The 14,849-nt window shown below is 72.0% G+C and carries 10 protein-coding genes; 5 read left to right on the top strand and 5 right to left on the bottom strand.

Annotated features, from left to right (window positions below; genetic code table 11):
• Positions 1-27: 27 nt before the first annotated feature.
• Entirely contained in the window at positions 28-522 is a 495-nt protein-coding gene (locus tag AB0B85_RS04730) for a hypothetical protein (RefSeq protein ID WP_357403584.1), read from the top strand.
• Positions 523-532: 10 nt separating this feature from the next.
• Here AB0B85_RS04730 and AB0B85_RS04725 read toward each other — a convergent pair whose 3' ends face one another.
• The gene (locus AB0B85_RS04725; RefSeq protein ID WP_357403582.1) at positions 533-1,696 is read right to left on the bottom strand and encodes a DNA recombination protein RmuC; all 1,164 of its coding nucleotides are present in this window, start codon (positions 1,694-1,696) and stop codon (positions 533-535) included.
• 54 nt (positions 1,697-1,750) lie between these two features.
• Between AB0B85_RS04725 and AB0B85_RS04720 the strand changes: the two genes are divergently transcribed.
• Positions 1,751-2,584 (top strand): hypothetical protein, encoded by an 834-nt coding sequence (locus AB0B85_RS04720; RefSeq protein ID WP_357403580.1) that lies wholly within the window; start codon positions 1,751-1,753, stop codon positions 2,582-2,584.
• Between the two features lie 112 nt (positions 2,585-2,696).
• Here AB0B85_RS04720 and ppc read toward each other — a convergent pair whose 3' ends face one another.
• Positions 2,697-5,483: a phosphoenolpyruvate carboxylase gene (ppc, locus tag AB0B85_RS04715; protein ID WP_357403578.1), complete on the bottom strand. Its 2,787-nt coding sequence runs from the start codon at positions 5,481-5,483 to the stop codon at positions 2,697-2,699.
• A gap of 129 nt (positions 5,484-5,612) precedes the next feature.
• Complete coding sequence (locus tag AB0B85_RS04710; protein ID WP_357403576.1) at positions 5,613-6,662, bottom strand: hypothetical protein; 1,050 nt, start codon at positions 6,660-6,662, stop codon at positions 5,613-5,615.
• 71 nt (positions 6,663-6,733) lie between these two features.
• Here AB0B85_RS04710 and AB0B85_RS04705 point away from each other — a divergent pair, with 71 nt between their 5' ends.
• Entirely contained in the window at positions 6,734-7,774 is a 1,041-nt protein-coding gene (locus tag AB0B85_RS04705) for a S66 peptidase family protein (protein WP_357403573.1), read from the top strand.
• A gap of 220 nt (positions 7,775-7,994) precedes the next feature.
• Here AB0B85_RS04705 and AB0B85_RS04700 read toward each other — a convergent pair whose 3' ends face one another.
• Both AB0B85_RS04700 and AB0B85_RS04695 read right to left on the bottom strand, forming a co-directional pair.
• The gene (locus tag AB0B85_RS04700; protein ID WP_357403571.1) at positions 7,995-8,930 is read right to left on the bottom strand and encodes an AraC family transcriptional regulator; all 936 of its coding nucleotides are present in this window, start codon (positions 8,928-8,930) and stop codon (positions 7,995-7,997) included.
• 32 nt (positions 8,931-8,962) lie between these two features.
• Positions 8,963-9,877, bottom strand: coding sequence for a cyclase family protein (locus AB0B85_RS04695; protein ID WP_357403569.1), 915 nt, complete (start codon positions 9,875-9,877; stop codon positions 8,963-8,965).
• 443 nt (positions 9,878-10,320) lie between these two features.
• Between AB0B85_RS04695 and mfd the strand changes: the two genes are divergently transcribed.
• Positions 10,321-13,962 carry a transcription-repair coupling factor gene (mfd, locus tag AB0B85_RS04690; RefSeq protein ID WP_357403567.1) on the top strand — a complete coding sequence of 1,214 codons (3,642 nt, stop codon included), beginning with the start codon at positions 10,321-10,323 and terminating at the stop codon, positions 13,960-13,962.
• An 80-nt stretch (positions 13,963-14,042) separates the two neighbouring features.
• A complete protein-coding gene (locus tag AB0B85_RS04685; protein WP_357403565.1) occupies positions 14,043-14,849 on the top strand; it encodes a hypothetical protein in 807 nt (268 codons plus the stop codon).

Here is a 14,849-nt window from a genome sequence, read left to right as displayed (position 1 = left end):
GTCGACCCGGCGTACGTCAGATCCGGCATGAGGACCTTTCGGCTCGCCGTCTCCGCGCTGACCATCTGCGTGGCGCTGAGCGCCTGCGGCAGCGGGAACGCCGGAGGCGGCACCCCCACTGCGACCCCGCCGGCAACGCCCACGGAGACGCAGCCGGTGACCAGCCCGACCACCACCGACCCGACCACCACCGCCCCGAGCAGCACGCCGTCGATCGTCGACCCCGCCCCGAGCAGCACGCCGTCGATCGTCGACCCCGCCCCGAGCAGCACGCCGTCGCGGCCGAAGCCGGGCGGTCCGAGCACGCCCCCGGGGGTTCGGGCCACCACCCTGAGCGGCGTCGTGCGGGCCGGGGTGGAGCCAAAGTGCGTCCTGCTCGACGGCTACCTGCTGCTCGGCGGGCCGCGGGACGTGCTCACCCCGGGCACGCGGGTGGAGGTCACCGGCCGGGCCGAGCCCGGCATGATGACCACCTGTCAGCAGGGCACCCCGTTCGTCGTGTCGAACGCCAACCGCTCCTGACCGGCGCCGATTAGCGGGCCGTGACCTCGTCGTCTGCCGGATCGGCAAGCTCGGGTGCCTGCGGCTGTCGGGGCGTCAACTCGACCTGCGCGGGCGTGGCCAACTCCTCGTCCGACACGCCCAACTCGGCGAGCTTACGGGCGCTGACCAGCACCCGGGCCTCCAACGAGCCGACCGCCCGGTTGTACGCGGTCACCGCCCCGGCCAGCGACGACCCGAGCTTGCCCACGTGGTCGCCCAGGGTGGAGAGCCGACCGTAGAGCTCGCGGGCGAGGGTGTGCACAGCGAGCGCGTTGCGGGCCAGCGCCTCCTGCCGCCACGAGTAGGCGACAGTGCGGAGCAGGGCGACGAGCGTCGCCGGCGTGGCAAGCACCACGTTGCGGGTGAAGGCGTGCTCCAGCAGCGTCGGGTCACGCTGGAGTGCGACGTCGAGGAACGGATCGGCGGGGACGAACAGCACCACGAACTCCGGCGAGTTGTCGAACGCCGACCAGTACGACTTGGCCGCCAGCGCGTCGACGTGCCCCCGCAGGTGCCGGGCGTGCGCGTCGAGGTGGGTGTCGCGACCACGCTCGTCCCGGGCCTCCATGGCCGTCAGGTACGCGTCGAACGGCGCCTTGGCGTCCACCACCACCGATCGGCCGCCGTGCAGCCGGACCACCAGATCCGGTCGGACCACCTGCTGGTCGGTGGCGGCGGTGACCTGCTCGGCGAAGTCGCAGTGCTCCAGCATCCCGGCCGCCTCGACGATCCGGCGCAGCTGGTGCTCACCCCACCGCCCGCGCACCTGCGGCGCGCGCAGCGCCGCCACCAGTTGCTTGGTCTCGGTGCGCAGCTCACCGGAGACGGCGGTCATCGACCGGACCTGCTCACGCAGCTCGGCGTACGCGTCGACCCGGTCGTGTTCCAGCTCGGCCACCCGCTGCTCGTAGCGACGCAGGGTGTCGTGCAGCGGCGCGACCGCCCGGGCCACCGCCTCCTGAGACTGCGCGGTGGCCTCGTAACCCAACGCCCGCATCGACTGCTCCAGCCGGCCCTCGCCCTCCCTGGTGGCGGCCAGGGTGGCATCGAGGCGGGCGATGTCCGCTGCCGAACGGGACCGGGCCGCGAGCCAACCCACCGCGCCGCCGGCACCGAGGCACACGATCACGACGAGCAGCGTCGAGACGTCCATCACCGGAGCTTGCCAGACCGGTACGACGTGCGGGCCGGGGGTACGTTCGTTGTCATGGAACTTGTGCTCTGCCTCGCCGTCGTGCTGGTTGGCGCGTTGGGTGCCGCGGCGCTCGTCCGCGCCCAGGCCAGTGCCCGCCAACGCACCGCGCTCGGCGACGCCCGTGCGGAGGCGCAGCGGTGGTACGAGCGTCTCGGCGGCCAGTTGATGAACCTGCACGGTGACGAACCAGCGGTCCGCCAGGCGCTTGCCGACGCCGGTGAGCGGTACAACGCGGCCGGCTCGCAGTTGGAGCAGGCCCGTACGCCGCACCAGTTCGGGTTGGCCCGGGAAACCGCGCTGGAAGGGCTGGCGTACATCCGGGCGGCGCGTACCGCGCTGGGTATCGACCCGGGCCCGGAGGTGCCGACGCTGGCCGCCGCCCGCGGCGTGGGGCAGCTCACCAAGGAGCGCGAGGTCGACGTGCAGGGGCAGACCTTCCGCGCCGGCCCGCAGCCCGGCCGGGACACGCCCTACTACTACCCCGGTGGGCGTTATCAGGGTCGGCCGGTGCCGGCCGGTTGGTACTCGACGCCGTGGTGGAAGACGGCACTGGGCGCCGGCGCCGGTGTGCTCGGCGGCATCCTGATCGCCGACGCGCTGTTCTCGCCGGCCTTCGCCGACCCCGGGTACGGCTATGACGCCGGCTACCAGGAGGGCTTCGGGGACGGTTTCGACCAGGGCGGCGACGGCGGCGACCAGGGTGGGGACTTCGGCGGCAGCGACCAGGGTGGGGACTCCGGCGGGGATTACGGCGGCGGGGACTACGCCGCTGGCGACTTCGGCGGTTTTGGGGACTTCGGTGGCGGCGATTTCGGTGGTGGCGATTTCGGTGGTGGCGACTTCTAACCTGCCCAGTCGGTCGATCATGGAGTTGTGGTGCCCCGCAAAAGCCTCTTACGAGGGCGAAGCGGCCACCACAACTCCATGATCGACTAGGTCGACGGTCGGTTCTGCCTGGTCAGCCGGTGTTGCGCATCCCGGCGGCGATGCCGTTCACAGTGGTGAGCAGTGCCCGCTCCAGGGCGGTGCCGTCGCTCGGCGCGCGTCGGCCGCCAGGTGCGGTGGCCACCGCCCGGCCGGCGGCACCGGACTCCCGGTACTGCCGCAGCAGCGCCACCTGGAGATGGTGCAGCGGCTCCAGGTAGGTGTCGCGTACGGCCAGGGTGCGCTGGAGCACCGGCGAGTTTTCCAGCAGGGCGGGCGAGGCGGTCACCGCCAGCACCTCCCGCTTGGTCAGCTCGTACTCCTGCTCGATCTGTTCGAAGATCGGGTGCAACTTCTTCGGCACCAGGGTCTCGACGTACCGGCGGGCGATGCTCAGGTCGGTCTTTGTCACCATCATCTCGACGTTCGACAGGAACGTACGGAAGAAGTGCCAGTTGCGGTGCATCTCGGCGAGCACGTCCGCCAGGCCTGCCTCGCGGGCGGCGGCCAGCCCGGAACCCACGCCGAACCAACCAGGCACGATCTGCCGGGTCTGCGTCCACCCGAACACCCATGGAATGGCCCGCAGGCCGGAGAGCCCCGCGCCGGTGTTCGGGCGCTTCGCCGGCCGGGAGCCGATGTTCAGCGCGCCGAGCAGCTCGGTGGGGGTGGACGCCCAGAAGTACGCCGGCAGGTCCGGGTCCTCGACGAGCGAGCGGTAGGACCGGTACGCCGACTCGGAGACCACGTCCATTGTGGCGTCCCAGCGCTCCAACATCTCGGCCGGCTGCCGTGGTGCGGTGTGCAGCAGGGTCGCCTGGAGCACAGCGGCGAGGGTGAGTTCCAGGTTCTCCCGGGCCAGTGACGGCAGGGTGTACTTGTCGGAGATCACCTCGCCCTGCTCGGTCACCTTGATCGCGCCGTCCAACGTGCCGTACGGCTGAGCCAGGATCGCCTCGTGCGTCGGGCCGCCGCCGCGCCCGACCGTGCCACCCCGGCCGTGGAACAGCCGCAGGTGCACCCCGTGTCGGGCGGCCACGTCGCGCAACGCGCGCTGCGCCCGGTGGATCGACCACTGGCTGGTGGTGATCCCGGCTTCCTTGTTCGAGTCGGAGTAGCCGAGCATGACCTCCTGCACGTCGCCGCGGGCGCTCACCAGGGCCCGGTACGCGGGCAGCGACAGCAGGTCGTCGAGGAGTTCGCCGCCGGCGTTCAGCTCGGCCGGGGTCTCCAGCAGCGGCACGAACCCGATCCGGGCCCGCCCGCTGTGCACGTCCACGAGGCCGGCCTCGCGGGCCAGCACCACAGCGGCCAGCACGTCGTCGATACCCATTGTCATCGAGATGATGTACGACTCGATGACCTCGGTGCCGAACCGGTCCTGGGCCTCCCGGATCGTGCTGAACACGTCGAACGTCTTGCGGGTGGGCTCGGTGAGGGGCGTGTCGAGGGTGGAGAGCGGTCGGCGGCCGGTCAGCTCGTCGGCCAGCAGCTTGGTGCGTTCCAGCCGGGTCAGCGCCGGATAGTCGGAGACCTCGCCGACGGCCTCGTAGAGCTGGGCGAGCACCGCGTGGTGTGCCTCGGCGTGCTCCCGGACGTCCATGGTGGCCAGGTGCAGGCCGAACGCGGAGACCGTGCGGATGGTGGAGGCCAGCCGGCCGACGGCGGTGAGCTGCCCGGAGTTGCGGGCCAGCGAGGCGCGCAGCAGGTCCAGGTCGGCGATCAGCTCGGCGGAGCCCCGGTAGTCCCGGCCCGGTACGTGCGCGGTGCCCTGCCGCAGCCGCTGCCGGGTGTTGGCGAGCTTCGCCTTCACACAGCGTGCCTTGAGCCGGTACGGCTCCTCCGCGTTGACCCGCCGGAACCGCGTCGCCACCTCGGGCAGCGCGTCCAGGTCGGCGGCGAGGCTGGCGGAGAGGTCCAGGGACACCCCGCGCAGCCGGCGGGAGACGGAGACCTCGTTGATGAGGTGGTCCATCGCCTTCTCGGTGGCCGCGATGCCGTGCTCGTGTTGGATGGTCAGCACCTCGCGGGTGACCGCCGGGGTGACGAACGGGTTGCCGTCGCGGTCGCCGCCGATCCAGGTGCCGAAGCTCAGCGGCCGGGCCGTCGGTGACGTCTCCACGCCGAGGGTGCGCAGCGTGTCGGCCAGGTCGTCGAGCACCTGCGGGGCGGCCTCGGCGTAGAGGTCGCGCAGGTAGTAGATGGCGTTGCGGGCCTCGTCGGTCGGGTCCGGCCGGTCGAGGCGCAGCTCGTCGGTCTGCCACATCAGATCGAGCAGCTCGGCCAGCCGGCGGTTGGCCGGGCCCTCGTCGCTGGCGCCGTAGAGGATCGCGTTTGCGGTCTCGGTGTCCAACTCGTCGGCGATCGCCCGCAGCTTGGACAGGATCGAGCGGCGGGCCGCCTCGGTCGGGTGGGCGGTGAAGACCGGGCGCACCGCCAGCCGACGGGCCGCGTTGGCGATCTCCTCGGCCGGCACCCCGCGCTCGGCGATCATCTTGGCGGCCTGGTCCAGCCAGCCGCCCTGCATCGCGCGGCGGCGGCGCAGATCCCGCGCCCGGTGCACCTGCTCGGTGATGTTCGCCAGGTGGAAGTAGGTGGAGAAGGCGCGGGCCAGCTTGGTGCCGGTGGTGACGTCGAGCCCGCCGAGGCGGTGGGCGGCTGCCGGAACGTCGCTGCGGACCTGGGCGCGGATCTCCTCGACGAGGTCGAGGAGTGGTCGGCCCTCCTGGCGGGCCAGCGTCTGCCCGAGCAGGGTGCCGAGCCGGCGGATGTCGGCACGCAGCGCGGCGTCGGGGCCGTCGTGGTCGTGCTGGTCAGTCACGGTGCGCTCCCTCACGTGGTTACGAAGGACAGCGCTGTCCGACTTACTGGATGGTATCCGCGCGCACCGGGTGTCTGGAGGGCCCCCTGGTGATCCACTGTCGCCGAGGCGGCGTTTTCGGGCGTGATCTCAACCACCGTGCCGGTTGGCAGCGGCGTCCGGACGGGGCGATCCGTGGTGGGCGGCGGCCCGGCGACCGCGGACGACGCTGGCGCTGACCAACCCGACGATGCCGAGCGCCGTCCAGAGCGCGAGGGCGGTCGCGGGCCAGCCGGCGGACCGCCAGTCGAAGTACACAGCCGCCTTGGTCAGGTCGTTGGCGAGCCCGGGGATGTTCCAGCGGTGCATGCCGCGCAGCACCCCGGGCAGGAACTCCGGCGCGTAGATGCCACCGGAGCCGGGGTTGCCGAGCACCACCAGCAACAGGATGACCAGCGCGGTGCCCGCGACGCCGAGCCAACCCTGGATGGCGCTGGCGAACATCGCGGCGGCGAAGACGGCCAGCGCGCCGACAGCGGCGATCGTCGGTACGTCGTGCTGCCAGATGTCCAGCACCGGCCCGACCACTATCGCGCCGGCGATGCCGAGCAGCACGCTGTAGACCGCCAGGGCGGCGATGCGGAGGCCCGCCCGACGCGCCGTCCGTGGGGTGGTGCCTGCGGAGATCCCGAGCACCGTCGAGGCCAGGTAGCCGCCGAGTACGTACCCGACGTTCAGGTAGAAGGGCACCACCCCGCGCGGGTCGTCCGGGGTGACCGGCACCTGGTCGACGACCTGCAACGGGGTGCCGGCGCGGGTGGCCGCGGTGCTGAGGACCTCCCTGATCGCGCTGGTGGCCGAGGGGCCGGAGGCGCTCGCGACGGTGAGGCGCAGGCCGTTGTCGGGGCCGCTGCTGAGCACGGCGTACACCGCCCGGCTGAGCAGGCCGTGCTCGGCGGCGGGCGGGTCGTCGTACTCGATGGGTTCGAGGATGTCGGTCTGCTCGCGCACGGCGTCGAGCGTCGCCCGCGCGCGTTGGTCGCCGGCGACGACGCCGATCGGCAGGTCGTGGGGTGTGGGTTTGTGCAGTGCCCCGACGTAGGCCGCGATGAACGCGGTGGCCAGCGCGAGCGTGCCGATGAGCAGCCCGATGCTGCGCGGCGCCCAGTCACGGTCGGGCCTTTGCGGTGCTTCATCCACATGAGGAGCCTAATGTCCGTTCGGTGAACGGCAGGACCGAAACCGGTTGGCCGGGTGGTTAGCCTTCGATCATGGGGACACCGATCTATCCACCGAAACCACGGCCGGGCGACCGGGTCGCGGTCGTCTCACCCTCCGCCGGCCTGCCGGGACTCTTCCCGCACGTGTACGAGTTGGGAGTGCGCCGCCTGCGCGACGAGTTCGGCCTGGAGCCGGTGGAGTACCCGACGACCCGGGCCATCGGTGCGGACCCGCGCGACCGGGCCCGCGACCTGACCGCCGCGTTCGCCGACCCGAGCATCACCGCCGTGCTCGCCACGGTCGGCGGCGACGACCTGATCACGGTCACCCCGCACCTCGACGACGACGTGCTGCGGGCCAACCCCAAGCCCTACTTCGGCTACTCCGACAACACCAACGTGCTCAACCACCTGTACCGGCTGGGCATCGTCGCCTACCACGGCGGATCGGTGCTGGTGCACCTCGGTCGGCCGGGCGCACCGCACCCGTTGACCTTCGCGTCGCTGCGCGCGGCCCTGTTCAGCAGCGACTGGTACGAGCTGACGCCCGCCCGGGAATGGGGTGACCGGCCGAACCCGTGGACCGAGCCGGAGACGCTGGCGTACGAGCCGGAGATGCTGCCCGGCGAGGGTTGGCGCTGGCAGGGGCCGCAACGGGTGGTGCGGGGACGCACCTGGGGCGGCAACCTGGAGATCCTGCACTGGCTGTCGGCCGCCGACCGGGTGCCGACCGCCGCCGAACTGACCGGGTCTGTGCTGGTCATCGAGACCTCCCAGGAGATGCCGAGCGCCCAGGAGGTGTTCCGGATCGTGCGGAACATGGGGGAGCGGGGCCTGCTCGCCGCCTTCCCCGCCGTCCTGGTCGGCCGCCCCAAGGCGTGGGACTTCGGCAAGCCGCTGACGGTGCCGGAACGACAGGCGTGGGGCGAGGCGCAACGGGAGGCGATCACGCGGGCGCTCACGCCGTACAACGCCGACGCGGTGGTGGTCTTCGACGTCGACCTCGGCCACACCGACCCGCAGGTCATCGTCCCGTACGGAGGGGAGATCCGGGTGGACGCCGTCGAGCGCCGGATCTCGGTGCGCTACTGACACCGGCCGCGCCCGGCGTTCGCGCAATTTTCTTCAAGACCGGGACGCCCCCGCGATTCGAAGATGGTTCACGTCGGTTCGGAGGGCGTCCACGTGGGTGGGTGTCGAAGCCGGGTACGCGGACCTTTTCGGGGAGGCCCGACTCCCGGCCGGCCCTCCGGTGCGACCGTTCGGGCGGAGGTCGCGCGGTGTCGAGCCGCGAGACCTCCCGCGGACGCGGTCACGCCTTCGTGGTCGCTCGTCCCGCTCGGGCTCCCTCTGCGGACGGCGTGAGCAGGCGGCGCAGCCGGGCCGGCGGGTGGCCCACCTGCTCCCTGACCACCCGGGTCAGGTGCGCCTGGTCGGCGAACCCGTACTCGTTGGCGAGCGCACCGAGCGGACGTCCGTCCGGCTCGGCGAGAGTGTCCAGCACCTCCCGCACCCGAAGCCGGTTGCGGTAGGCGGTCAGACTGCTGCCGGTCATCCGCTGGAACACCCGGCTGAGGTGGTGCGGTGAGCTGCCGACCTCCCGGGCCACCTCGTTCAGGCCGAGCGTGTAGTCCGAGCCCGCCAGCACCTCCCGGGCCCGATCGGCAAGCCGCCGGTGCGCGGCGAGCGTCGCCGGCCGCCGACGTACCGAACGATCGACCTCGTCGCCCGCCGTGTCGGTGCCGAGGGCACTGTGCCGCAGCAGGTGCGCCAGGAACCGATGCAGCCGCTCGGCCATCTCGAAGCCGTCCACCCCACGCCGGAACTCGGCGACCAACAGCCGGTGCGCGAGGTCCAGCGCGGCGTCCGAGGCACCGGACCAGCCGTCCTTGCGCAGCCAACCCGCCGCGTCCGACCGTTCCGCCAGCACCGTCGGATCGATCTCCAGGCAGGTGTACGAGTCACCGCACCCGAAGGGGTGCGCGACGGACAGCTCGTCACCGGGGCGGGTCAGCAGCACCGACGTGGCATCGGACAACTCGACGTGACCGTTGAGCCGGCGCCGGTACACCCCGGAGCGCCCCAGCAGGACCTGGTGACGGCCCACCGCGGCCGGCTCCGTCCAGCCGTGGTTCTCGACGATGCACCGCACCTGGTAGATCAGCATCCCGGGGGGATGACCCAGGACCCGCCACCGGGCGGGGGTGGTACGGCGACGCGGATCACTGCCGACTCCCTCGGCGGGCATCGTTCCTCCTGACGGTTGGGGGTTGGGCGGCGTCAGGGGTTGAGGACGGCGAAGGCGCGGACCGGGAAGGTGCCCATACCGGCCACCATCGGCGGGGCCGCGGTGAACCGGAAGCCGGTCGGCGGCAGCGCGTCCAGGCCGGTCAGGTGCTCCACGATCGGGATGCCGGCGGCGAGCAGCGTGCTGTGCGCGGGGCGTTCGCCGCCGGCCGCCGGGGTCATGTCGTCGATGTTGATCGAGTCGATGCCGACCAGTGCCGCACCCGCGTCGGCCAGCGCCCGGGCGGCGTCCCCGGTCAGGTACGGCGCCTCCGGCGCGCCGTACCGCTCGGTGCCGAAGTGCGCATCCCACCCGGTGTGCAGCAGCACCGCGCGCCCGGTCACCTCGTACGGGGCGAGCATCAGCCGATCCACCGCTCGGGTGCCGGCCGGCACCCGGACCACCACCCCAGGTAGGTCGGCGAGGCGGTCCAGCGACATCCCGGTCAGGTCGTCGGCACCGGACCAGCGGTGGGCGGGAGTGTCCACGTACGTGCCGGTGTTGGCGAGCAGGTCGATCCGCGCGACGTGGAACTCGGTGCCCGGCGCGTACCGGTCCCTGGACGCCGCGAAGGTCAGCCAGTCGGTGATCCGGGGGCCGGGCCAACCGGGCAGGGTCGTCATCCCTTCGCTGATCACGTGGCTCAGCTCGACCAGTCTGCGGCCGGGAGTGGGCTGATCGACCGTCACGCCCCGGCCACCCTTGTGCGGCTCCTGAATGATCGACTTTTCGCTGATCCGGACCTCGGCGACCATCAGCAACCCGAGATGCCTGACGAACAACGCCGCCAGGTCGTCGTCGGTGATCTCCCGCCCCGGGATGTCCAGCCGGAATCCCTCGGTACGCAGCCCTCCGCCGTTGGCGAAGCTCACCTCCGCGTCGAACTGTGCCCGCCACTGCTCACTCATCCCCCAACCCGAACACGCTGACCGGCGGCGGTCAAGATCCGCGCGTCGATGATGGCTGGGGCCACGGTCGGCGGGCTTCGTGCGCCGGGATGCTCGGCCGAAGGTCGTCCCGCCCCCAAGATCGCGCAAGAACCAGGAAGTAGTGGTGACGACGCGTCGGCGAGGCCACTACATCCAGGATTGAGCACGATCATGGCGTGGGGCGTGGGGCGTGGGGCGTGGGGCGTGGGGCGTGGGGCGTGGGGCACGGGGCACGGCGGGGCGGGGCGGCGGGGCGACGGGGCGACGGGACGCGCGGGGCGGGGCGTTGCGTTCGGCGCGTGGCGGACCTGGGCGGAAGGGGGTGGGTGTCGGTGGACGGGGATAGGCTTGTAGTCGTGCACCCCCCGTCCGGCTGGACGAGGGGCCGCCGTCGTGTGCGTCGGCTCCCTGGAAGGATTCCCTTGCTCACCGGTCTGTTCTCCGCCGCCCTGGCCGACCCCGGGCTGACCCGGGCGCGTGACCTGGCGCGCTCCGGTGCCGCCCAGGTCGACGGCCTCGACATCACCGCTCCGGCGGCGTTGCGCCCGTTCGCGGTCGCCGCCGTCGCGGCCGACCCTGACGGCACCGCGGGTGGGGCCGGGCGACCGGTGCTGGCCGTTACCGCCACCACCCGCGAGGCCGACGACCTGGCCGCCGCCCTGGGTGGGCTGCTGCCGGCCGACCAGGTGGTGGTCTTCCCCTCCTGGGAGACGCTGCCGCACGAGCGGCTCTCGCCCCGCTCCGACACGGTGGGTCGACGGCTGGCCGTGCTGCGCCGCCTGGCGCACCCGGAGTCGACAGACGCGCACGGCGGCACCGGGCCGCTGCGGGTGGTCGTGGCCCCGGTTCGTTCGCTGCTCCAACCGCAGCTCAAGGGGCTCGGCGACCTGGAGCCGGTGCAGCTCGCCGCAGGCGAGGAGGCCGACCTCGAAGAGGTCGCCCACCGCCTTGTCGACATGGCGTACGCCCGGGTCGACCTGGTCACCAAGCGCGGTGAGTTCGCGGTGCGCGGCGGCATCCTGGACGTCTTCCCGCCGACCGACGAGCACCCGTCCCGGGTCGAGTTCTGGGGCGACGAGGTGGAGGAGATCCGCACCTTCGCCGTCGCCGACCAGCGCACCATCGAGCAGGTGCCGCTGCTGTGGGCGCCGCCCTGCCGGGAGCTGCTGCTGACCCCGGCGGTGCGGGAGCGGGCCGCCGCGCTCGCCGAGCAGCACCCCGAGCTGGCCGAGATCCTGGACAAGCTGGCCGAGGGCATCCCGGTGGAGGGGATGGAGTCCCTCGCTCCGGTGCTTGTCGGCCCCGACTCACTTGAGCTGCTGCTGGACGCCATGCCGGCCGGCACCCACGTGCTGCTGTGCGACCCGGAGCGGATCCGCACCAGGGCGCACGACCTGGTGCGTACCTCGGAGGAGTTCCTGCAGGCCAGCTGGGCCGCCGCCGCGGTCGGCGGTCAAGCCCCGGTGGACGTCGGCGCCGCCGCCTTCCGCACCCTCGGCGAGGTACGCGCCGCCGCGGGCAAGCTCGGCCAGCCATGGTGGACGCTGTCCCCGTTCGGTCTGGTGGAGGGGGAGACCGCCGAGACGCGGCAGCCCTGGGAGGACGCGCCGGAGCAGGCCGCCGTAACCCCGGACGACGCCATCGCGGTGACCCTGTCCGCCCAGCCGGCGCCGCTCTATCACGGTGAGACCTCGCGGGTGGTCGACGACCTCAAGCGCTGGGCCGGCGAGGGCTGGTCGATCGCGCTGGTGTTCGAGGGGCACGGCCCCGCCCAACGGGCGGTGGAGGTGCTGCGCGACGCCGGGCTGGGTGCCCGGTTGACCGAGGAGGTGCCGACCGCACCCGCCCCCGGCGAGCTGGTGGTCACCTGCGGCGCGCTGAGCAGCGGGTTCGTCGACGAGGCATCCCGCTTCGTGCTGCTCACCGGCAACGACGTGACAGGCGGTCGGGGCACCTCGACGCGGGACATGCGCAAGATGCCGAGCCGGCGGCGCAACACCATCGACCCGCTGGAGTTGAAGGCCGGCGACCACGTGGTGCACGAGCAGCACGGCATCGGCCGGTACGTCGAGTTGGTGCAGCGCACCGTCAACGGCGCCAGCCGCGAATACCTGGTCATCGAGTACGCGGCGAGCAAGCGGGGTCAGCCGGGCGACCGGCTGTTCGTGCCGACCGACCAGCTCGACCAGCTCTCCCGCTACGTCGGCGGCGAGCAGCCGACCCTGCACAAGATGGGCGGCTCGGACTGGCAGAAGTCCAAGGCCCGCGCCCGCAAGGCGGTCCGGGAGATCGCCGCCCAGCTCATCCAGCTGTACGCCGCCCGCAAGGCGTCCAAGGGCCACTCGTTCGGCCCGGACACGCCGTGGCAGCGGGAGCTGGAGGACGCGTTCCCGTGGCAGGAGACGCCGGACCAGCTCGCCGCGATCGACGAGGTCAAGCGGGACATGGAGCAGACCGTCCCGATGGACCGGCTGATCTGCGGCGACGTCGGCTACGGCAAGACCGAGATCGCGGTCCGGGCGGCGTTCAAGGCGGTGCAGGACGGCAAGCAGGTGGCGGTGCTGGTGCCGACCACGCTGCTGGTGCAGCAGCACTACAACACGTTCGCCGAGCGGATGAGCCAGTTCCCGGTGCAGATCCGGCAACTGTCGCGGTTCCAGACCCCGAAGGAGACCGAGCGGACGCTGGAGATGGTCGCCGACGGCACCGTCGACATCGTCATCGGCACCCACCGGCTGTTGCAGACGGCCACCCGGTTCAAGCAGCTCGGGCTGGTGATCGTCGACGAGGAGCAGCGCTTCGGTGTCGAGCACAAGGAGCACCTGAAGACGCTGCGCGCGTCCGTCGACGTGCTGAGCATGTCGGCCACCCCGATCCCGCGCACCCTGGAGATGGCCATCACCGGCATCCGGGAGATGTCCACTATCGCCACCCCGCCGGAGGAGCGGCACCCGGTGCTGACCTTCGTGGGCGCGCAGGACGACCGGCAGGTGGCGGCGTCCATCCACCGTGAGTTGCTCCGTGACGGGCAGGTCTTCTACCTGCACAACCGGGTCGAGTCGATCGACCGGGCGGCGCGGCGGCTGCGGGAGCTGGTGCCCGAGGCGCGAGTCGCCGTGGCGCACGGCCAGATGAGCGAAGAGGCCCTGGAGAAGGTGATGGTCGGCTTCTGGGAGAAGGAGTTCGACGTCCTGGTCTGCACGACGATCGTGGAGTCGGGCATCGACATCCCGAACGCCAACACCCTGATCGTGGAGCGGGCCGACCTGCTCGGCCTGGCCCAACTGCACCAGATCCGGGGCCGGGTCGGCCGGGGTCGGGAGCGGGCGTACGCGTACTTCCTCTACCCGCCGGAGAAGCCGCTCACCGAACACGCCCACGAGCGGCTGGCGACCATCGCCCAGCACACCGAGTTGGGCGCCGGCATGTACGTGGCGATGAAGGACCTGGAGATCCGGGGCGCCGGCAACCTGCTCGGCGGCGAGCAGTCCGGGCACATCGAGGGCGTCGGCTTCGACCTGTACGTGCGGATGGTCGGCGAGGCGGTCTCCGCGTTCAAGGGTGAGCGGTCGGAGGACGAGCCGGACGTCAAGATCGACCTGCCGATCGACGCGCACCTGCCGCACGACTACGTGAGCGTGGAACGGCTGCGCCTGGAGATGTACCGCAAGCTGGCCGAGGCCCGCGACGAGGAGCGGCTGGGCGAGGTGGTCGCCGAGATGACCGACAGGTACGGCGAGCCGCCGGCCCCGGTGCAGAACCTGGTGGAGGTTGCCCGGTTCCGCCTGCTGGCCCGCCGGTACGGCCTCACCGACGTGTCAATGCAGGGCAAGCACGTCCGGTTCGGCCCGCTGCCGTTGCCGGATTCGAAGCAGCTGCGGCTCAAGCGCTACCACCCGGACGCCGTCTACAAGCTGGCCACCGACCAGGTGAGCGTGCCCCGCCCGAGCACCCGTCGGGTCGGTGGCGAGCCGCTGCGTGACCAGGCGCTGCTCCAGTGGTGCGCGCAGTTGCTCTCCGATGTGCTGGGTGCCCCCGCCCCGCTCGCCGTCGCGGCGGGATGAGGTGGGGGCCGGGATGAGGTGGGGCCGGGTTGCGGTGGGGGCCGTCACAGCACGGACGAGGGCATGAGAGAGTGACGGGCATGCGTGCTCGTCGTGTGATCGTCGCCGCCAGCGTCGCGGCGCTGGGTGTCCTCTCCCTCGCCGCCTGCGGCAGGTCCGCGCCGGACGTCGCCGCGTACGTCGGTGACACCACCTACTCGTTGAAGCGGGTCGACGCGATCTACGCCGATGTGCAGGCGAAGTACGGCGACGCGGTCCGGCAGCAGGGTGCTCAGGCGGGGGCGACGCCGTCGCCGGAGCAGTTGCGCTCCACCGTCACCCGGCAGGACGTGGTCGACCTGCTCATCAGCCTGGACCTGGGCAAGCGGGTGGTGGCGGCGAAGAACGTGCAGGTGACCGACCAGATCACCGCAGAGCAGATCGAGCAGAGCCTGCGGGTGCCGGCGACCACCGAGTACGCGAAGCTCTGGGCCGAGTGGGCAGACCTGTCCGCGGTGCTCAGCCAGCAGCTGCCACCGGCCGAGCTGAGCGACGAATCGCTGATGGCCGTCTACGACGCCCTGGTGAAGGTCGACGCGATCCCGGCCGGAATGCCGGTGAGCGACGTCCGCCAGGCGTTCGGCGACGGTGGTTTCGTCCGCAGCGCCACCGCGTTGAGCGCCGTGCTCGAAGAAGAGGCGACCCGGGCCAAGGTCTCGATCAACCCGCGCTTCCGGGCGGTCGGGGTGCCGTCGACTGTGAACAAGGGCCAGACGCCGGTCTTCTACTCACTGCCCTACATCAACGAGGACGGTCCGGTCACCGACATCTCCACCCCCGAAGCGGTGCCGTCGACCGGCTCCCCGAGTGCCGATGGCCCGGCGCCGGACCAGGGCACGGCCAGCTGA

Source organism: Micromonospora sp. NPDC049044 (assembly GCF_040649215.1).
GTDB lineage: Bacteria > Actinomycetota > Actinomycetes > Mycobacteriales > Micromonosporaceae > Micromonospora.
Note: the sequence above shows the minus strand (reverse complement) of the source record. Positions and strands in the feature narration are given on the sequence as shown.

Bases quoted from the DNA above. Each gene is read 5' to 3' on its own strand.
- AB0B85_RS04720 (WP_357403580.1), top strand. From the start codon at position 1,751: ATGGAACTTGTGCTCTGCCTCGCCGTCGTGCTGGTTGGCGCGTTGGGT.
- AB0B85_RS04695 (WP_357403569.1), bottom strand. From the start codon at position 9,877: ATGAGTGAGCAGTGGCGGGCACAGTTCGACGCGGAGGTGAGCTTCGCC.
- AB0B85_RS04705 (WP_357403573.1), top strand. From the start codon at position 6,734: ATGGGGACACCGATCTATCCACCGAAACCACGGCCGGGCGACCGGGTC.
- AB0B85_RS04730 (WP_357403584.1), top strand. From the start codon at position 28: ATGAGGACCTTTCGGCTCGCCGTCTCCGCGCTGACCATCTGCGTGGCG.
- AB0B85_RS04685 (WP_357403565.1), top strand. From the start codon at position 14,043: ATGCGTGCTCGTCGTGTGATCGTCGCCGCCAGCGTCGCGGCGCTGGGT.
- AB0B85_RS04700 (WP_357403571.1), bottom strand. From the start codon at position 8,930: ATGCCCGCCGAGGGAGTCGGCAGTGATCCGCGTCGCCGTACCACCCCC.
- AB0B85_RS04725 (WP_357403582.1), bottom strand. From the start codon at position 1,696: ATGGACGTCTCGACGCTGCTCGTCGTGATCGTGTGCCTCGGTGCCGGC.